The sequence below is a fragment of the Pseudarthrobacter sp. J47 genome, from assembly GCF_049810315.1.
In the GTDB taxonomy this organism is placed as follows: Bacteria; Actinomycetota; Actinomycetes; order Actinomycetales; family Micrococcaceae; genus Arthrobacter.
The window spans coordinates 3,339,021-3,357,542 of the sequence record NZ_CP187358.1 but is presented as its reverse complement, the minus strand read 5'-3'; the positions used below and the strand labels follow the sequence as shown (position 1 = coordinate 3,357,542).

At 64.7% G+C, this 18,522-nt stretch carries 16 protein-coding genes and 1 tRNA gene; 7 read left to right on the top strand and 10 right to left on the bottom strand.

All coding sequences use genetic code 11. The annotated features are described in order from the left end of the window. Positions 1–17: 17 nt before the first annotated feature. Both ACPJW8_RS15425 and ACPJW8_RS15420 read right to left on the bottom strand, forming a co-directional pair. The gene (locus tag ACPJW8_RS15425; protein WP_330187126.1) at positions 18–1,034 is read right to left on the bottom strand and encodes an asparaginase; all 1,017 of its coding nucleotides are present in this window, start codon (positions 1,032–1,034) and stop codon (positions 18–20) included. A 25-nt stretch (positions 1,035–1,059) separates the two neighbouring features. After that, positions 1,060–2,673 (bottom strand): molybdopterin-dependent oxidoreductase, encoded by a 1,614-nt coding sequence (locus tag ACPJW8_RS15420; protein WP_330187127.1) that lies wholly within the window; start codon positions 2,671–2,673, stop codon positions 1,060–1,062. Between the two features lie 140 nt (positions 2,674–2,813). Here ACPJW8_RS15420 and purD point away from each other — a divergent pair, with 140 nt between their 5' ends. Together purD and ACPJW8_RS15410 are read left to right on the top strand one after the other, a co-directional pair. Continuing rightward, positions 2,814–4,145, top strand: a complete 1,332-nt coding sequence (gene purD / locus ACPJW8_RS15415; protein ID WP_330187472.1) for a phosphoribosylamine--glycine ligase — start codon at positions 2,814–2,816, stop codon at positions 4,143–4,145. Position 4,146: 1 nt separating this feature from the next. Continuing rightward, positions 4,147–5,082: a phosphoribosylaminoimidazolesuccinocarboxamide synthase gene (locus tag ACPJW8_RS15410; RefSeq protein WP_330187128.1), complete on the top strand. Its 936-nt coding sequence runs from the start codon at positions 4,147–4,149 to the stop codon at positions 5,080–5,082. 115 nt (positions 5,083–5,197) lie between these two features. On the opposite strand, the gene ACPJW8_RS15405 is transcribed toward ACPJW8_RS15410, so the two are convergent. Beyond that, positions 5,198–6,463: a helix-turn-helix transcriptional regulator gene (locus ACPJW8_RS15405; protein WP_330187129.1), complete on the bottom strand. Its 1,266-nt coding sequence runs from the start codon at positions 6,461–6,463 to the stop codon at positions 5,198–5,200. Between the two features lie 132 nt (positions 6,464–6,595). On the opposite strand from ACPJW8_RS15405, the gene ACPJW8_RS15400 reads away from it, so the two are divergent. Beyond that, positions 6,596–6,778 (top strand): hypothetical protein, encoded by a 183-nt coding sequence (locus ACPJW8_RS15400; RefSeq protein ID WP_330187130.1) that lies wholly within the window; start codon positions 6,596–6,598, stop codon positions 6,776–6,778. Between the two features lie 55 nt (positions 6,779–6,833). Here the strand turns inward: ACPJW8_RS15400 and ACPJW8_RS15395 are convergent. The 5 genes from ACPJW8_RS15395 to ACPJW8_RS15375 all read right to left on the bottom strand — a co-directional run bounded on the left by ACPJW8_RS15395 (position 6,834) and on the right by ACPJW8_RS15375 (position 14,108). Then, positions 6,834–6,910, bottom strand: a tRNA-Pro gene (locus ACPJW8_RS15395). A 121-nt stretch (positions 6,911–7,031) separates the two neighbouring features. Continuing rightward, positions 7,032–8,861 (bottom strand): ABC transporter ATP-binding protein, encoded by a 1,830-nt coding sequence (locus ACPJW8_RS15390; protein WP_330187131.1) that lies wholly within the window; start codon positions 8,859–8,861, stop codon positions 7,032–7,034. Continuing rightward, positions 8,858–10,669, bottom strand: a complete 1,812-nt coding sequence (locus tag ACPJW8_RS15385) for an ABC transporter ATP-binding protein (RefSeq protein WP_330187132.1) — start codon at positions 10,667–10,669, stop codon at positions 8,858–8,860. The genes ACPJW8_RS15390 and ACPJW8_RS15385 overlap by 4 nt, the downstream gene beginning before the upstream one ends. 188 nt (positions 10,670–10,857) lie before the next feature. Then, positions 10,858–11,805: a metallophosphoesterase gene (locus ACPJW8_RS15380; RefSeq protein WP_330187133.1), complete on the bottom strand. Its 948-nt coding sequence runs from the start codon at positions 11,803–11,805 to the stop codon at positions 10,858–10,860. Between the two features lie 5 nt (positions 11,806–11,810). After that, positions 11,811–14,108: a transglycosylase domain-containing protein gene (locus ACPJW8_RS15375; RefSeq protein ID WP_330187134.1), complete on the bottom strand. Its 2,298-nt coding sequence runs from the start codon at positions 14,106–14,108 to the stop codon at positions 11,811–11,813. Positions 14,109–14,145: 37 nt separating this feature from the next. Between ACPJW8_RS15375 and ACPJW8_RS15370 the strand changes: the two genes are divergently transcribed. Genes ACPJW8_RS15370 through ACPJW8_RS15360 form a run of 3 tightly spaced genes read left to right on the top strand, consistent with a single transcriptional unit; the run spans position 14,146 to position 15,761 of the window. After that, positions 14,146–14,301 (top strand): hypothetical protein, encoded by a 156-nt coding sequence (locus ACPJW8_RS15370; protein ID WP_330187135.1) that lies wholly within the window; start codon positions 14,146–14,148, stop codon positions 14,299–14,301. 2 nt (positions 14,302–14,303) lie between these two features. Further along, the gene (locus ACPJW8_RS15365) at positions 14,304–14,837 is read left to right on the top strand and encodes a RidA family protein (protein WP_330187136.1); all 534 of its coding nucleotides are present in this window, start codon (positions 14,304–14,306) and stop codon (positions 14,835–14,837) included. Between the two features lie 12 nt (positions 14,838–14,849). Further along, positions 14,850–15,761: an NUDIX hydrolase gene (locus tag ACPJW8_RS15360; protein WP_330187137.1), complete on the top strand. Its 912-nt coding sequence runs from the start codon at positions 14,850–14,852 to the stop codon at positions 15,759–15,761. Here ACPJW8_RS15360 and ACPJW8_RS15355 read toward each other — a convergent pair. After that, on the bottom strand, positions 15,758–16,138 hold the full coding sequence (locus ACPJW8_RS15355; protein WP_330194160.1) for a GIY-YIG nuclease family protein: 381 nt from the start codon (positions 16,136–16,138) through the stop codon (positions 15,758–15,760). The genes ACPJW8_RS15360 and ACPJW8_RS15355 overlap by 4 nt on opposite strands. Before the next feature lie 282 nt (positions 16,139–16,420). After that, positions 16,421–17,098, bottom strand: coding sequence for a Crp/Fnr family transcriptional regulator (locus tag ACPJW8_RS15350; protein ID WP_330187139.1), 678 nt, complete (start codon positions 17,096–17,098; stop codon positions 16,421–16,423). Between the two features lie 181 nt (positions 17,099–17,279). Here ACPJW8_RS15350 and ACPJW8_RS15345 point away from each other — a divergent pair, with 181 nt between their 5' ends. Continuing rightward, positions 17,280–18,461, top strand: coding sequence for a MarP family serine protease (locus tag ACPJW8_RS15345; RefSeq protein ID WP_330187140.1), 1,182 nt, complete (start codon positions 17,280–17,282; stop codon positions 18,459–18,461). The last annotated feature ends 61 nt before the right edge of the window (positions 18,462–18,522 follow it).

The window sequence follows — 18,522 nt, the reverse complement described above, 5'->3', positions numbered from 1 at the left end:
CCCGGCCTCCTTCACCATTATTCGAGCAGCGCCGATACTGCCTTGCCCAACCGGATCTTGCCCACCGGCCGGCCGCCACCCAGCACCGGGCTGACTACCTTCTCCAGGACGCTGGCCACACCCGGGATGTCCACGGCGTCGGCTACGGCCAACAGGGTCAGGGCCACCAGGGACGTTGCCCGGATGTTCCCGTCCAGCATCTTCACCGCTACTGACACGCCTTGCGGTGTTGCCATGGCCAGAACGCCCTCGGCACCGATCTTGGCGATGATCCCCAGTTCGTCCATTACGGTGGTGTTCGCTTCGCCCTGGCCCTGAACAGCCCAGGGATAGTCCAGCATGGACGTGGCGATGGTGGCTGCCCGGGCGTTGGAATTCTTGTCCCCGGGCGCCTTGGCCAGCAGTGAGTATGCCCGTGCAAGGCCGGTCAGCGACACTGCCGCCACGGGTGCGCCGCAGCCGTCGATGCCCAAATGCGCAATCCGCTCGCCTGTGTACTCTTCGATGACGGCGCGGATCCGCTGCTGGAGCGGGTGGTTTGGTTCGAGGTAGCTGTGCAGGTCCCAGCCGTTCTCCGTGCATGCCCAGAGGAACGCGGCATGCTTGCCGGAGCAGTTGAAGGCCAGCTTGGACTTCCCGTTTCCGGAGCGGACCAGCCATTCCCTGGCTGTTTCGTCCTGCGGCCAGTCTGCCGGGCATTGGAGGTCCTTGACCGTGACACCGGCGGCCTTGAGCATGCCCTCAACAATGTCCATGTGATCCAGCGACCCAACGTGGCTGCCGCATGCCAGTGCCACCTGTGCGCCGCGAAGTGGCACCCCGGACTGCATGGCGGCCAGCGCCTGGAAGGGCTTGAGGGCGGAACGGGCAAACACGGGCGAGTTGATGTCGCCCAGCTCGGTCACTACGGATCCGTCAGCGGCCAGAACCACGGCCGAGCCGATGTGCCGGGACTCCACAAAGCCGCTGCGCTCCAGGACGGCGAGTTCGACGGCGGACTCAACTGTGAAAGTTGCGTGCGGGTTGTGGGGCATGCAGCAAGTCTAGGGGACCGGGTGCCTACTCCACCGTTACGGACACCGTGTGCCAGCCCGTTGCGCCGTCCGGTACAACATCGGCCTCCTCCCCGGTCTGGACGTCTCCGGAGCCGTCTGTTGCCCGTACCCTCAACTTGTGCCGCCCGGGAGTAGCCTCCCACTGGAATGACCACTGCCGCCAGGTGTCCACCGAGGCTTCATCAGCCAAGGTGGCGGCTGCCCATTCGCCGTCATCCACCTGTATTTCCACTGAACGGATGCCGCGCTGCTGTGCCCACGCCGTGCCGCCCACTGCCACCGTCCCGGCCCGCACCCTGGCGGATTCGCGCGGGACTTCCAGCCGAGCCATGGTCTTGACCGGGCCGCGTTCGGACCATCCCCTGCCCGTCCAGTAAGCCTCCTTATCCTCGAACCGGGTGACTTCCAGGTCCACCACCCACTTGGTTGCGGAAACAAAGCCGTACAGCCCTGGCACAACCATCCGGACCGGGTACCCGTGCTCAAGGGGGAGGGGCTCATCGTTCATGCCGATCGCAAGGATGGCATCCCGGCTGTCCTGCAGGACTTCCAAAGGCGTGGAAGCCGTGAAGCCGTCAATGGACGTGGACAGGACCATGTCTGCCGTGGCCGTGGGCCTGGCCCTTGCCAGGACGTCACGCAGCGGCAGGCCCAGCCACTTGGCATTTCCCACCAGCTCTCCGCCAACGGGGTTGGAAACACATGCCAGGGTCACGTGCGCCTCGATCAGGTCCGAGTCCAGGAGGTCCTGGAAGGTGAGGGTGATTTCTTCCTCCACCAGGCCGTGAACCCGCAAGGCCCAGATGCCGGCGTCGATGTCAGGGACCCGCAACGCTGTATCGATCCGGTAGAAGTCCACGTTGGGAGTGAGCCAGGGCGCCACGCCCGGCGTAGCGGACTGCACCGCCGCAGGAACGGGTGGCGCGGGCCGGGCGGGCCGGGGGAGTTTGAGGATACTTCGAGCCTGCACCGCAGCGTTCCGGGCAGCCCCGAGGAACTGGGCGCCTGCTCCCACCAGGGCGGCCACAGCTGCGACGCCGGCAGCCGCGAGGAAGAACCGACGGGATGGGCCAGGGCCCGGTTCAGCGGCACCCGTTGGGCCAAGCGGCTCAGCGCGCTGCGGCGAATCAGTTGCTCTTCCTGATTCCGGGGCGGCTGGCGGCACCAGGGTGATCAACAGCCGCAGTGCCAGCACGCCGGCGGCGGTGCCTGCCAGTGTGGGCAGGGCATCGGATGCTTCTGCTCCGGACCGTGTCAGCACACATGCCACCATGATGGTCCCCATCAGCAGCACACCGGCAACGCCCACCCACCACCGCCGGTACGCCAGGACACCCAGAACGCAGGCCAGGGCTGCGATGGTGATCGCCATCCCCACCAGCAGGGCGGCTTTGTCCTGGGTGCCAAACGCGGCTATCGCGAAGTCCTTCAGCCACGACGGCGTGAAATCGATGAACGTGGAACCCAGGGCGAAGACAGGAGTCAGCCGGGCTGTAAAGAAAGTCCCCAGCAGTTCGGCAACGGAAAGTACGACGGCGGCGGCGAGCACGCCGGCCAGCGACGCGAGGGTTTCCGGCCGCCGCAGCAGCTGCCGAAAGGAGGGGACAAACGTTGCCATGCCCTGATCCTCCGCCCGTGCCGGGCGGGTGGCAAGCGGGTCTGGCCGTATGTGGATATTACGGACGAACATGCGCGCGATACGCACATAGCCGCACCCAGCTTAGGATCGCGGCGGGGCACAAAGTACGCTTGGAGACTGTGAAGGTACTCGTCATTGGCCCTGGAGGCCGCGAACACGCCATTGTCCGTTCCCTGCTGGCAGACCCCAACGTCACCCAGGTCCACGCAGCTCCGGGCAATGCGGGCATCAGCCAGCTGGTTCCCACCCACGCCATTGACGGCAATGATCCTGATGCCGTAGCCGCCCTTGCCACCAAGCTTGCGGTGGACCTTGTAGTGGTTGGCCCCGAAGCTCCGCTGGCAGCCGGTGTATCTGACGCCGTCCGCGAAGCAGGCATTCCTGTGTTCGGGCCCAGCAAGGCGGCAGCGCAGCTTGAGGCATCCAAAGCCTTCGCCAAGGAAGTCATGGCCGAAGCCGGCGTTCCTACAGCCATGGCCCTCGTTGCCACCAATGCGGCGGAAGCCGAGTCCGCGCTTGATACCTTCGGCGCACCGTACGTGGTCAAGGATGACGGCCTGGCAGCCGGCAAGGGAGTGGTGGTCACCAAGGACCGCGCCGAGGCCCTGGCCCACGCCCAGACCTGCTTCGACGCCGGCGGATCCGTGGTGATCGAGGAATTCCTGGACGGCCCCGAGGTCTCCATTTTTGTCCTGTGCGATGGCCAGAACACGGTGGCCCTCTCTCCGGCGCAGGACTTCAAGCGCATCTTTGACAACGATGAAGGCCCGAACACCGGCGGCATGGGCGCCTACACGCCGCTGGAATGGGCCCCGGAAGGCCTGGTTCAGGAAGTACTGGACCGCGTCGCCCAGCCCACCGTCAACGAGATGGCCCGCCGAGGCACGCCCTTCGTTGGTGTGCTCTTCGTCGGCCTGGCCCTGACCTCCCGCGGCACCCGGGTCATCGAGTTCAACGTCCGCTTCGGGGATCCCGAAACCCAGGCCGTCCTGGCCCGGCTCAAGACTCCGCTGGGTGCGCTGCTGCTGGCAGCTGCCAAGGGCGAACTGGACAAGGCCGAGGAACTGCGCTGGTCCCGCGAGACCGCTGTCGCCGTCGTGGTTGCCTCGGAGAACTACCCTGACAAGCCCCGCACGGGAGACCGGATCCGCGGCCTGAAAAAGGTGGCGCAGCTGGAAGGCGTCCACGTCATCCACGCGGGCACCGCCCTGGATGAAGACGGCAAAGTTGTCTCCGCCGGCGGCCGCGTGCTCGCCGTGGTTGCGCTGGGCCGTGACCTGGTGGAGGCCCGGGAAAAGGCGTACGACGGCGTCGAACTGGTCAAGCTGGACGGCGCACAGTTCCGGACGGACATCGGGCGCAAGGCTGCCCGCGGCGAGATCAAAGTGACGGGCGCGCGCACCGGCGCCCTGCCCGTCACCAAAACACCTGTAGCCACAACAAAGGACTAACGTGACAGCGAATTCCCCCGGCGGCCTGGAAACCAATGCCCTGGACCTGCCCGGCTGGACCCATGTGTACTCCGGCAAGGTGCGCGATCTTTACGAGCCGGCTGACCAGTCGGTCCGGGAAGCCCACGGCCAGGACTGCGTTCTGGTGGTGGCCAGCGACCGCATCAGCGCCTTTGACCACGTGCTCTCCAGCGAGATCCCGGATAAGGGCCGCATCCTCACCCAGCTGAGCCTGTGGTGGTTTGACCAGTTGGATGTTGAGCACCACGTCCTGGCCTCCACCGTGGAGGACGGCGTTCCGGAGGCTGTTGCCGGCCGTGCCATGATCTGCAAGAAACTGGACATGTTCCCGGTGGAATGCATCGCCCGCGGCTACCTCACGGGCACCGGGCTGGCCGAATACCGCGAGTCCGGCACTGTCTGCAGCATCCCGCTGCCGGAAGGCCTGGTGGATGGTTCACGGCTGGACGCCGCCATCTTCTCGCCGTCGGCCAAGGCCGAAGTGGGCGAACACGACGAGAACATCACCTATGACGCCGTGGTTTCCATGGTGGGGGATGACATCGCCGCGCGCCTGCGCGAGCTCACCCTGCACATCTACACGCGCGCCGAAGAGATCGCCCGCCGCCGCGGCATCATCCTGGCGGACACCAAGGTGGAGTTCGGGTATGACGCCGTGTCCGGAAGCATCACGCTGGGCGATGAAGTGCTGACCCCCGATTCATCCCGCTTCTGGGATGCGGCCACGTACAGGCCCGGGCAGGCCCAGCCGTCCTATGACAAGCAGTACGTCCGCGACTGGCTGACGTCCCCGGAGTCCGGCTGGGACAAGTCCTCGGACACACCCCCGCCGGCACTGCCCGAGGACGTTGTGGCGCGCACCCGCAGCCGCTACGTCGAGGCGTACGAGAAACTCACCGGGCTCACGTTCGCCTAGGCGGACGGGCCCGGTAGCCGAGGCCCGTACGCAGGGCCAGCCCCGCACGAGCTGCCATCCCTCGGTGCTGTGCCAGCGGGCTGTGTTTCTCCCGGCTGTGTCTCTCCCGGCTGTGTCAGCCGGCGTTGGATGATGCCGCGGCCCGCTGCTGTGCCAGCCTGATTTCCAGGACCGCGTCCAGCGCCTGTTGGACGCGGTCATTGGCGCCGGCTGCACTGAAGTCCTTCTGGGCTTCGTCCAGGTAGTCGAGTGCTTCCTCAGCCTCTCCGGCGGCTTTCAGTGCCTTGCCAAGAAGCAGGGAGACTTCGCCGGACGTATGGCGGGCCAGGGATTCGCGCTCCGCGTGGATGGAACGCAGCTTCGCTACGGCGCCGTCGATGTCCCCGGTCAGGTAGAGCCAGCGGGCCCTGATGAACGCGACTTCCAACTGGTCCGTCTTGTTCCCGCCCACGATCGACAGCGCCAGCTCGGCACGTTCAATCGCAGACAGGGTTTCCGGCTCAACGATGCCGGAGGACAGGCGTACCGCAGCGGAGGCCTTGTTGAAACGGGCCCAGAGCTCGATGTCGTTTGCGGGGGAGAGCATCTTCGCAGCGCGCTCGTGGTACTTGATGCCCTCCGGGTAGTCATGCCGCATGAACGCCACGTTGCCCACCACCCAGGCAACTTCGCCGGCCAGCTGGGACATGGAGTTTTCATCCACCTGCGCCGTCATGGCCTGGCAGTAGTTCCAGGCCTCTTCCAGCCGGCCGCTTTCCGCGAGGGCGCCGATGGCCGCACGGTAGGCGCCGATGATCAGCGTGGAGCCCTGCGGCAGCTGTTCGCAGAGGCGGACGGCTTCCATGGCATGTTCGACGGCGGCACTGAGCTGCCCCTGCCCCTGATGGACTGCCGCAAGCATCTGCCGGGCGCGGACGCCGAGCCCTGCGGATTCCTTGGCCATGGGGTGGTCCAGCAGGTGCTCCATGATGTTCTGGCATTCCTGCCATTCACCCTGCTTGATCAGGCACTCGGCCTGCATGTACGTCATGTTCCACCAGGCGCTGGTGTTCTTGCCTTCCAGGGCGATCTGCGCGGCGGTGGCGGCGTGGCTGGCGGCGAGCGGGTAGTCCCGCAGGTCCCAGGCCTGGCGCGCGTACAGCCCGGCCAGCACGTATTCTGCATCGCTCACCGAGATGGGCTGACTCCAGGCCTCGAGGGCCTTGGGGGCGAGCTCCAGCCGGCGGGCAAGTTCTTCGATAACGTCCGCCGTGGGCTCACGCCGGCCGCTCTCCAGAAGGGATATGTAGCTGGGGGAGTAGAGGCCTTTTCCGAGCTCGGCCTGCGTTAATCCACGATCAAGTCGCTCAGCGCGGAGCTTCTCCCCGAATCCGTTCCCCACGGGATGTCCTCCTCTTTAATCACAGAATTACCGCCAATGCTTGACAGTCTCTGTGGAAAACATTTTACAATGTATGTCAACAAGGGCGGTGCTCGCCTCTGTAACGAATCCGACTCGTATTGAGGAACTCACATGTTGAAGAAGATTGCAGCCGCGGCCGTTCTGGCCGGGGCGTTGGCGTTCTCCGCTGCTGGTCCAGCGATCCTATCTGCAGGTTCCGCTACGGATTCCACCAACGTCTCCACCGCGGTAGGCAACTGGCCTGACCCCATGAGCAACCCGCAGGCTGTTGGCAACTGGCCTGACCCGATGTAAGCACCCGCTGAACCACAAAAAGAGGGCCTCCGCGTGGAGGCCCTCTTTTTGTTTTTGGTCGGGATGACAGGATTTGAACCTGCGACCTCGTCGTCCCGAACGACGCGCGCTACCAAGCTGCGCCACATCCCGATCCGCTGCAAAAGCAACTTTACAAGAATAGCGGATGCCTGGTCCGGAAGCGAAATCGGCGCGACAGCCACCCGAAACCTCCCGCGAAAAGTGCCACCCTCCCGCAGAACGGTGCCGGGACTTAGACGAGGGAGTCCTTCCAGGCGCCATGCAGCTTGGCGAACCGGCCGCCGTCGCCGATCAGTTCCGCAGGGGTGCCGTCCTCCACCACGCGGCCGTCGTGCACCACCAGGACACGGTCCGCGGTTTCCACAGTGGAGAGCCGGTGCGCAATGATCAGGGCGGTGCGCCCGGCACTTCCGGAGACGCCTGCCAGCAGCCGGGACAGCCCGGTCTGGACCAGACGCTCGGAGGGAATGTCCAGCGAGGACGTGGCTTCATCCAGGATCAGTACGGCAGGTTTGGCCAGGTAGGCGCGGGCGAAGCTGATCAGCTGCCGCTGCCCGGAGGACACACGGCCGCCGCGTTTGTTGACGTCGGTGTCGTAGCCTTCGGGGAGCTCGGTGATGAAGTCGTGGGCGCCCACGGCACGGGCGGCTTCCTCAATCTCCGCGCGGGACGCATCCGGGCGGCCCAGGGCAATGTTGTCCGCCACCGAGCCGCTGAACAGGAAGGCCTCCTGCGTGACCATCACGATGTTGTGCCGGAGATCCTGCGTGGCCAGTTTCCGCAGGTCCACGCCGTCCAGGGTGATGGAGCCGGCGGAGACGTCGTAGAACCGGGCGATGAGCTTGGCCAGCGTGGACTTCCCCGCGCCGGTCTGGCCCACAAGGGCAACGGTCTGGCCTGCAGGGATATGCAGGTTCAGGCGGGGGACCACCAGCGGGCCGTTGCCGTAGCGGAATTCGACGTCGCTGAAGTGGATCTCGCCCTTGGCCTCCTTCAGCGCCACAGGGTTCTTGGGCGGCCGGACGGTGGGAACCTCCTCGAGGAGCCCGGACACCTTCTCCAGTGCCGCCTGCGCGCTCTGGAACGAGTTGTAGAACATGGCCATCTGGTCCACGGGCTGGAAGAAGCGCTTGGTGGACAGGATCAGGGCCAGCAGCACGCCCACCTCCAGACCCCCGTCAAGGACCCGGAAGCCACCCACCAGCAGGACGACGGCGACGCAGACGTTGCCGATCAGCACCAGGCCCGGCTGGAAGATGCCGTTGAGGTTGATGGAGCGGACGGTCACCAGCCGGTAGTCCTCAGCCAGCTGGCCATACGTGGCGGCGTTTTCGCGTTCCTTGCGGAAGGCCTTCACCGCGCGGATGCCGGTCATGGTCTCCACGAAGTGGACGATCAGCCGTGCCGAAACCACCCGGGATTCACGGAAAGCGATCTGCGAATGCTTCTGGTACCAGCGGGTCAGGAAAAACATTGGAACCCCGGCGGCGAGGATCAGCAAACCGCTGCGCCAGTCCAGGGCGAAGATCGTGGCTGCCGTGAACACCATAAAGAGCATGCCGGATGCCAGCGAGCTCACGCCCGAATCCAGCAGTTCGCGCAGTGCCTCAAGGTCCGAGGTCTGCCGCGCGATGATCCGGCCTGAGGTGTAGTTTTCATGGAATTCCAGGCTCAGCCGCTGCGTGTGCCGGAAAACCCGGACGCGCAGGTCCAGGAGCATTGCCTGGCTCAGCTTGGCCGTGGACGTCACGTACATGGACGTGAGTACGGCGGCGATCACGGCAGCGCAAAGATAGGCGACGCCGGCCATCACCAGGGGCAGGTTGTCCCCGGACTGCAGGGCAGGCAGGGCACGGTCAATGCCGAACGCGATCAGGGCCGGCCCCGCCACCCGGGCGGCCTGGGAGACCACCACCATGGCGATCGTCAGCCAGAACCTGACCCGCAGCGGGTGGATCAGCGAACCCAGCAAGGCGAGCGACCGGCGTCGTACTGCTTTGCTGTCGCTCTTGCTGAGGTGGGCATTGTCCTCATTGGCTGTGCCAAAAGTCGTGGTGCTCATCGGATGGCGTCCTCTGCCTCGTCGTCGAGGTCCGATAGTTCTGAATCCAGGTCCCGCGGCTCTGTTTCCAGGCTGGCGATCACGTACCGGTAGTGCGGGTTCCCCGCCAGCAGCTCCGAGTGCGTTCCGACGGCAGTGATCCGGCCGTCCTCCAGGAGGGCCACCCGGTCCGCGAGTGCCACGGTGGAGGGGCGGTGCGCCACGATCAGCGTGGTGGTGTCCGCCAGGACTTCCCGCAGCCGCGCTTCCACCAGTTCCTCGGTGTTGACGTCCAGGGCGGAGAGCGGATCATCCAGCACCAGCACCCGGGGCTTCGCCGCAATGGCGCGGGCCAGGGCAATTCGCTGCCGCTGCCCGCCGGACAGGCTCAGGCCTTCCTCGCCGATGAGCGTTTCGACGCCGTCCGGCAGCGCGTACGCAAACTGCGCCTGCGCCACATCCAGGGCTTCGTCCAGCGCCTCATCGGTGGGTTCCGGGGCACCTAACAGCACGTTGTCCCGGACGGAACTGGAGAAAAGGGTGGTGTCTTCGAAGGCGACGGCCACCACCTTGCGCAAGTGTCCGACGTCGTACTCCCGCAGGTCCACGCCGTCGATCGTGACGGACCCCTCGGTGACCTCGTAGAGGCGGGGGACAAGCTGCAGCAGCGCACTCTTGCCGCTGCCCGTGATGCCCACCAGCGCCATGGTCTCGCCGGGCTTCACCTCGAGGTTGATGTCCTTGAGGATGGGCTTGTCCGGCGCGTCCTCGAACGCGAAGGTGGCGTTGTTGAAGGACAACGCACCGCGTACCTCTGCCGGGCGGACCGGATTTTCCGGGCTGGTGATGGTGTTGACGGAATCCATCACCTCAAAGTGACGGTCGACGGCGGTCTTGGCGGTCAGTGCCATGGCCAGCAGCATGCCGCAAAACTCCACAGGCGTGGCAATAACCGCCGCTGTGGCGAAGAAGGCAACCAGCGCGCCGATGCTCAGGCTGCCGTCCGCAACCAGCAGGACACCCGTCACCAGTCCTGCACCGAGGGCCAGTTCAGGCAGCAGCGTGACCACCATGGTGAACGTGGCGAGGTGTTTGGCCTTGAGGATCTCCGTCTGCCGGAGTTCCTCGGCCTGCTCGTTGAAGTTCTCCAGTGCTTCGCGTCCGCGGCCGAACGCCTTCAGGACGCGGATGCCGTGGACGGACTCCTCAACGGTGGTGGCGAGGTCCCCCGCCTGGTCCTGGCTCAGCCTGGCGACCTTGCTGAAGCGGGTGCGGAATCGGAAGGCGTTGATCATGATGGGGACGGCTGCGGCCAGGAAGATCAGCGCGAGCTGCCAGCTCATCGCGAACATGACGGCGATACCAATAATCACCATGAGGCTGGTGACCACCAGCATGATCGCGCCGAAGGCCATCCAGCGCCGCAGGAAGTTGAGGTCGCTCATGGCCCGCGAGAGCAGCTGCCCGGACCCCCATCGATCGTGGAAGGAGACAGTCAGGTCCTGCAGGTGGTCATACAGCGATACCCGCATACGGGTTTCCACGGTGGTTGCCGGCTTGATCACGAAGTAGCGGCGCAACGACACCAGCCCAGCCTCCGCCACACCCAGGACCAGTACGACGCCGGCGGAGATCCAGACGGCCGTGGTGGCTCCGCCCGCATGGAGGGTCTCGTTGATCAGCACCCGGAGCACTTGAGGAATCGTCAGCGCCACCAGGCTGGCCAGCAGCGCACAGATCAGGCCCATCAGCAGCTGGGGCATGATGGGCCGTACGTGCGGATATAGACGGCTGATTGATGTGAAAAATGAACTTTGAGTCTTCGCCATGCCGCTTCTCAAGCCTCTATCGAAGTAGTTTCCCCTAGCAACTACCCTATGTCATGCGGTGATACGATTCAGGGCTTTCCCACATGGTGGGTTGCGACTTTAGGTGGGGCGTCGAGTCAAGCGCTGCCCTTCCCAACTGACCCGCACTTAACGTCGTCAAAAGGCGTTTTGAGTGCGTCAAGTGCGAGTCAGTTGGGGGAAGTGAGGGTGAGCAGTACCGCTTCCGGCCTGCAGGCGATGCGGATGGGCGCGAAACGTGAGGTGCCGATCCCGCCGGAGACGTTCACCGGCGTCGTGGATCCGTTGCTGTCCCAGTCGTGGAGGCCCCTGGCCCGCCAGGTGGGGAGGTCGCAGTTGGTGACCAGTGCGCCGTAGCCCGGGATGCACAGCTGGCCGCCATGCGTGTGGCCGGCCAGCAGGAGGTCCGCGCCGTCCTCGGTGAAGTGGTCCAGCACCCGCTGGTACGGCGCATGGATGACGGCGACGCGCAGGTGGGGCTTGCTGTCCTGGCCCTTGGTCCCGCGCGGCCACCCGGCATATTGCTCGCGCTTGAGGTGGGGATCATCCACTCCGGAGAAGTCGAAGCGCATGCCGTTCAGGGGGATCGACTGGTGGCGGTTGGTCAGGTCCACCCAGCCGGCATTGCCGAACGCCGAGCGCAAACGGGGCCAGTCCAGCTTTTTTGGATCCTGCCGTGCCTTGGACGGGCCCAGCAGGTACGCGGCCGGGTTCTTCAGCGACGGAGCGAAGTAGTCGTTGGAGCCCGGGACAAAAACGCCCGGAAACTTCAGCAGCGGCGCCAACGCACCCAGCAGGGGATCGATGGCACCAGGGTGGCTCAGGTTGTCGCCGGTGTTAACCACCAGATCCGGTTCAAGCTCCGCCAGGGACTTCAGCCACTCCGCCTTGGCCTGCTGCCCGGGGACAAAATGGATGTCGCTCAGATGCAGGATCCGGAACGGCTGCTGTCCTTCAGGGAGAATGGCCAGGGACTCCTCGCGGAGCACAAACTGGTTCTTCTCCCAGAGACCATAACCAAAGGCGGCAAGCCCGACGGCGGCACCCACCCCAGCGGTGCCGGCGACTCCGCGGCCCAGGGACCGGGCCCGGGCCGCGAACGCGGATGCATCAGCCATGTGGTTTAGTCGTCCCCGTCGTTTCCGTTGCCATTGCCGTTACCCTTCTCGGGCTCCGCCGGGGCGGGCGCTGGTGCCGGTGCGGGGGCCTGCGTTGCCGGCGCGGGAGCCTGCGTGGCGGGGGTGGGCGTCCGCGTGGGGGCGCCGGAAACCATGTTGCTGGGCGGCGGGGTGAACGGATTGGTTCCGTAGCCCGGCGCAATGTCGCGCATAAAGCTGGTGAACATGGGGCCGGCGATCATGTAACCATCAACGGACTCGTAGAAGTTTCCGTTGATCGTCAGGTTCCGGCCTGGCCGGCTCTGGTTCCCCAGCGGATCACCGAACCAGGCGGCGGTCGCCAGACCCGTGGTGTAGCCGACGACCCAGGTGGAACCGTTGGAGTCATTGGTGCCCGTCTTGGCCGCGATCGGGAAGCTGGTCCGCGTGGACAGACGGGGCTGGATCAGGGAGCCCGAACCCGAATTCATGACTTCCTGCATGCCATAGGCCACACCCCGGGCAACCTCAGGCTTGACTGCGTCCACGCAGTTGCTGGACTGGGCCGGCAGTTGTGCGCCGGTGGGATCCGTGACGGAGGTGATGGCGATGGGCTCGCAGTAGCGGCCGTCATTGGCGAACGCAGCGAAGGCAGCAGCCATGGTGAGCGGGGCAGTCTGCGTTGAACCGATGAGGTTACCCAGCGTGGTCATTGGGACCTTCGGATTGGGATCGCCCCCCTTCGGGTTGCCACCGTGGATGCCTACCGCATCCACGATCTTCTGGATGCCGCAGAGGTCCACTTGGGCGGCGGACGCGAAGGTGGCGGTGTTGATGGAGTTCTTGAAACCGAAGAGGACGTCCATGTTCCGGTAGAACTGCGGCTCGGCGTTCTGGAGGTCAAAGCTCCCCGGGACGTTGGCATCGTAGAAACCATCCACCGGAGTGGGGCAGGTGTTGCGCCACCGGAAGTTTTGCGGATACTTGCGTACCGCAGCATTGACCGTGGTGTTCATCGATTTGCCCTCGTTCAGCCACTGGGCGAACGTGAAGGGCTTCATGGTTGAGCCGGGCTGGAAGCCACCCAGGCCGTTGAGGTCGTTGCCGTCCTTGTCCTGCTGGTCCACGTTGAAGTTCTGCGTCTGGTGGAACTTGCCGTCCGCCGGCAACGGAGTGGTGTTCTGGGCCATGGTGACGATCTTGCCGGTGTTGGGCTGCACGGAAACCATGGAGGCGCCCCACATATCCGGGTTTGCCCCGGCAGCGGAGTCGGCCTGGACCTGGGCAGTGTTCTGTGCCACCGGATCCAGCGTGGTGGTAATGGTGAGGCCGCCACGGAAAACGGCATTCTGACGGTCCTCGGGGGTGGCACCGTAGGCCGGATTGTTCAGCAGCAGGTGGAGGACGTAGTCGCAGAAGTACGGCGCCATGGACGCGTAGGAACAACCCTGACGGGTGGGAGTGACGTTGGTTTCCACCGGAGTCGCCACGGCGGCGTCGTGCTCTTCCTGGGTGATCTTCTTCTGGTTGAGCATAAGGCCCAGCACCAGGTCACGGCGCTGCTTGGAGGCCTCCGGGTGTGCAATGGGGTCGAACGCGGATGGGCTGTTAACCAGGCCGGCAAGCAATGCCGCCTGGGGAAGCGTCAGGTCCTTGGCCGAGGTGCTGAAGAACAGCCTGGACGCAGCCTCGATGCCATACGCGTTGGTGTTGAAGAAGACGATATTCAGGTAGCCCTCAAGGATCTGGTCCTTGGTGAACTCCTTCTCCAACGCGATGGCAAGCTTCATCTCACGGAGCTTGTCTCCCACACCCTTGTTAACGCCGTTGAGGATGATGTCCTCGTCCTTGCCTTCAGCGGCAAGCTTGGAGTTGAGGACGTTGTTGACGTACTGCTGCGTGATGGTGGACGCGCCCTGCCGGTTGCCTTGGGCGGTAGCTACTACAGCACGGAGGATACCCGTGGTATCAACGCCGCCGTGCTCGTAGAAGCGGCTGTCCTCCACCGCGATGACGGCTTCGGTCATAAAGGGCGAAATCTGGTCCAGGCCAACCCGGGTCCGGTTTTCCTCAAACAACGTGGCAATAACGCTGCCGTCCGCCGCCAGAACCTTGGTGGACTGGCTGGGTGGCTGCACCTGCAGCTCCGCCGGGAGGGCGTCAAAGAATTCGATGGAACTGCTGGCGGCCGTGCCGCTCACAGCAGCGGCGGGAACCAGAAGGCCCGCCACGAGGACACCACAAATGGCACTTACGCCCAGGAAGCCGAGTAACTTTCCCAGGGTAGTAGCAGTGTCGAAAAGTGGGTTCTTGCGAGTCACCATGTTTTCCACTTTACCGGCAAGGGCTAGGCTTTAGCTCATGACCAAATGGGAGTACGCGACAATTCCGCTCATTATTCACGCCACCAAGCAGATCCTTGACCAATGGGGCGAGGACGGCTGGGAGCTCGTCCAGGTGGTCGCAGGACCTGACGGCAATGGCCTTGTTGCCTACCTTAAGAGGGAGAAGCAGTAGCAATGACTACCCCTTCCGAAACCACTGCCGGCGCGGCTGCGGCCCCCGTTTCCGCCGTCGAACAGCGCCTTGCGGAGCTGGGACTGGAGCTGCCTGAGGTTGCAGCCCCGGTAGCCGCCTACGTTCCCGCGATCATCTCCGGAAACCACGTTTACACCTCCGGACAGCTGCCTTTTATTAACGGCAAACTCCAAGGAACCGGCAAAGTCTCCGCCGGAACCGAAGGTACCTCTGATGAGGCCACCATCTCTCCCGAGGACGCCAAGCGCTACGCCGCTGTTTGCGCCGTAAACGCCCTGGCAGCAGTCAAGAGCGTCATCGGTGACCTCGACCGGATTACCCGGGTGGTCAAAGTCGTTGGCTTCGTTGCCTCCGATCCCTCCTTCACCGGCCAGCCCGGCGTGATCAACGGCGCCTCCGAACTCCTGGGCCAGGTCCTGGGCGACGCCGGCCAGCACGCCCGCTCCGCCGTTGGCGTTGCCGTTTTGCCCCTCGACTCCCCGGTGGAAGTCGAACTGATTGCCGAATTCAGCTAGGACCGTTTTCCCTTGCCTCAGCTAGCCAGACGATTGTTTGTTCTACCCGACGAGCTTGTTGGCTCGGCGCAAAGCTGGCTGGAGCACGGCGAACGTACCGCCCGCGCGGCGCGCTTTGCCTCCTCGGTGGTGCTGCTCCGCGATTCGCCCAACGGCCTGGAAACCTGGCTGACCTACCGGCCAGGTTCCTCGCCGCTGGGCGTTGTGGCGTTCCCGGGCGGTTCCCTGGAACCAACGGACGACGACGCAATCGGCTGGCTGGGCCCCTCACCCCAGCAGTGGGCCGAGCTGATGGGAACAGACGACGTCGGGCTGGCGCGCCGCCACGTGGTGGGAGCCATCCGCGAACTCTTTGAGGAAACAGGCGTCCTTTTGGCGGGCACCGACCTTTCCACCACCGTGGAATCAACCTTCACGCCGGAATGGATGCGGGTCCGGACCGCCGTGGCCGAACAGGAGAAATCCTTCACGGAACTCCTGGCCAAGCGCGGCCTTTCCGTGCGGACTGATCTCCTGAAGCCCCTGGTCAACTGGCTCAGCCCGGACTTCGCGCACCGCCGCTTCAACACCCGCTACTTTGCCGCCACGGTCCCCATGAACCAGCAGCCTACGCTTCTGGACGAGAAGGGAGTCTGGGCGCGGTGGGTCAGTCCGGCCGCTGTTATGGCCACCCGGGACACCACCGCCCTGGGTGACGAGGTGGGCCAGCCCAACACCGTGGGCCGGAAACTCGGGGAGCTCCTGGTCCCCGGCTCCGAAATCATGCTGGAAAAGATGGCGAACGCGAACGGCTGCATCGCGTACCTCAGCTACAAGCGCAAAGCCCACGTCTACCAGCCACGCCTGGTGGAGGAAAACGGCCAGTTGATGCTCGAGGTCGAAGCTGCCAAAACCGTCGCCGGAGAGCCACAGCGCGAACGCTAGGGACCCGGTGGTCGAGCTTGTCGAGACCTGGGACCCTGCAACCGCGGTGGTCGAGCTTGTCGAGACCCGGCAGCCCCGGTGGTCGAGCTTGTCGAGACCTGCCGCCTCGATTGTGAACTGCGGCTTACCGATAGCGCCGGCAGATCGTTGTAACGACCGCTGATGAGGGCGTCCCGTTTGGCGCGACCCCATCCTTGCACCTGTTTCTCCCGCGCAAAGGCCTGATCAACGCGCGAAAACTCTTCGAACCAAACTAGTTTCACTGGCCTGCGACGACGCGTATAGGCTGCGCCTTCGCCCGTTTGATGCTGCGCTAAACGCATCTCCAAATTTTTCGTGCTGCCTACGTAGTAGGAGCCGTCAGAGCAGCTGAGCATGTAGGCAAATGGCATCTGCCAATTCTGCGTAGACGTTCCCGAATGAAGGAAGGTATCGGGTCGTCTATGTGGATAACCCGGAGTCTCGACAGACTCCACTACCACTGCAGGTCTCGACAAGCTCGACCACCGGGTATGAGTAAGGCCGGCACCGTTCAACGGTGCCGGCCTTACTTGGGTCTCGACAGGCTCGAACACCGGGGTCTCGACAGGCTCGACCACCGGGGTCTCGACAGGCTCGACCACCGGGGTCTCGACGGGCTCGACCGCCGGGAGGGTGGTCTAGCGGGAGCGCTGGCGGAGGCGCTGCATGTCCAGGATGACCACGGCGCGGGCTTCGAGGCGGAGCCAGCCGCGCTGGACGAACTCTGCCAAGGCCTTGTTCACGGTCTCGCGGGATGCGCCAACCAGCTGGGCCAGTTCTTCCTGCGTGAGCTCGTGCGCCACGAGGACGCCGTCCGTGGCGGGCCGGCCGAAGCGGTCCGCGAGGTCCAGCAGCGCCTTGGCCACACGACCGGGGACGTCGGAGAAGACGAGGTCGGACAGGGAGTCGTTGGTGCGGCGGAGCCGGCGGGCCAGTGCCTGCAGCAGCTGCGCGGACACCTCGGGACGGGTGCGCAGCAGGGTGTTGAGGCTGTCATTGCGCAGGCCCGCGAGGCGGGTCTCCGAAACGGCCGTGGCGGTGGCGGTGCGGGGGCTGGGATCGAACAGTGCCATCTCGCCGAAGAGTTCACCCGGGCCGAGGATGGCCAGCAGGGACTCGCGGCCATCGGGGGACGTGCGGCCCAGCTTTACCTTGCCGGAGACGATGAAATACAGCTGGTCGCCCTGGTCTCCTTCACGGAATACCGATGCACCGCGCGACAGGTCCACTTCAGTCAGCTCATCTGTCAGCAGACGGAAAGCCTCGTCGTCGAGCGTGGCGAAAAGGGGCGCTCGGCGCAGTACCTCGATGTCCATGAAATCTCCTGAATTTATAAGTCGGCTGTGACGCTTTTGCCATTGTTTCAGAATTTTCAACAGTCTGTGACGTACTTGGCACGCGAAACGCCCGGACGGGGCGGGTTTGGCACTGCTTTTGGCGCTGGCTCCCAGCCCCAAACATTAGAATTGGTGCTTGACCCCTTTGTGAGGAGCCTTAGTGTTTGGCCTGACCCTTCTGGACTTGGCGTTAATCCTGGCCCTGATTTCCTACCTGTTTTACGGCCTGCGCAACGGATTCCTCGTCACAGTCGGTGGCATTGCCGGATTCGCGGCAGGTGCCGTGGCTGCGTTCCTGGCCATCCCCCTGGTCAGCCAGCTGGTCCCGGACAGTAACTGGCGCCTGACCGCGATCGTTGCAGCCGCCGTCGTACTGGTAGTAATGGGCCACGGCCTGGGCACCATGATTGGGCGCAAAATCCGCGGTGCCGTGCGGATCCAGCCCCTCCGCGCGATCGACCGCCTGGTGGGCGGCGTGGTGAACGTGGTGGTTTCCGCGCTGGTGATGTCCATGCTGGCATTCAGCGTCAGTACCCTGGGTGTGCCGTTCCTGTCCCAGGAGCTGGCGCAATCCAAGGTGATCCGGTTCATCGACGGCGCCACTCCCACCCCCGTCAAGGCCACCATGGCGCAGCTCCGTTCAGCCGTGATCGGGGACGGTATTCCCACCCTCATGGGCATCGGCCAGGGCCAGCCTGCGGTGATTCCGGATGCCCGCACCGACACCCCCGAACTCAATGCAGCAGCACGTTCTGTCCTCAAGATCACAGGAACAGCCTTCCAATGCGGGCAGAACCAGACAGGCACCGGCTTTGTGGTGGCTGACGGGAAAGTAGTCACGAACGCGCATGTTGTGGCGGGCGTGTCGCAGCCCGTGGTGGAGATTCCGGGGGCGGGTGCGCTGCCGGGATCGGTGGTGTACTTCGACACCGTGAACGACCTCGCTGTGCTCTCTGTGAGCGGTTTGCCGGCGGATCCGCTGCTCCTGGGCGATGACCTGCCTGCCGGATCCACCGCAGCGTTCTCCGGCTACCCGCACGGTGGCCCCTTCCAGGCGCAGCCGGCCAGCGTCCAGGACATCGCCACAGTCCTGGTCCCCGATATCTACGGCAACAACGCCGCACCCCAAGAGGTTTACAGGCTCGCCGGCAACGTGCAGCCCGGCAACTCCGGTGGCCCGCTGCTGGCCATGGACGGTTCTGTAGTTGGCGTGGTGTTTGCCAAGGCCACGTCCGATACCGAGATGGGCTTCGCTATCACCATGGCTGACCTGGCGCCGCTGGCCGCGCAGGCGCCGTCCCTGAACGCCGCCGTAGCCCCGGGACCCTGCATCCAGAAGTAGTGCGCCCGCCCCGTGGGGCAGATGAAATTTTCTTCATCCCCGTTTCATGATGGCCTCATGT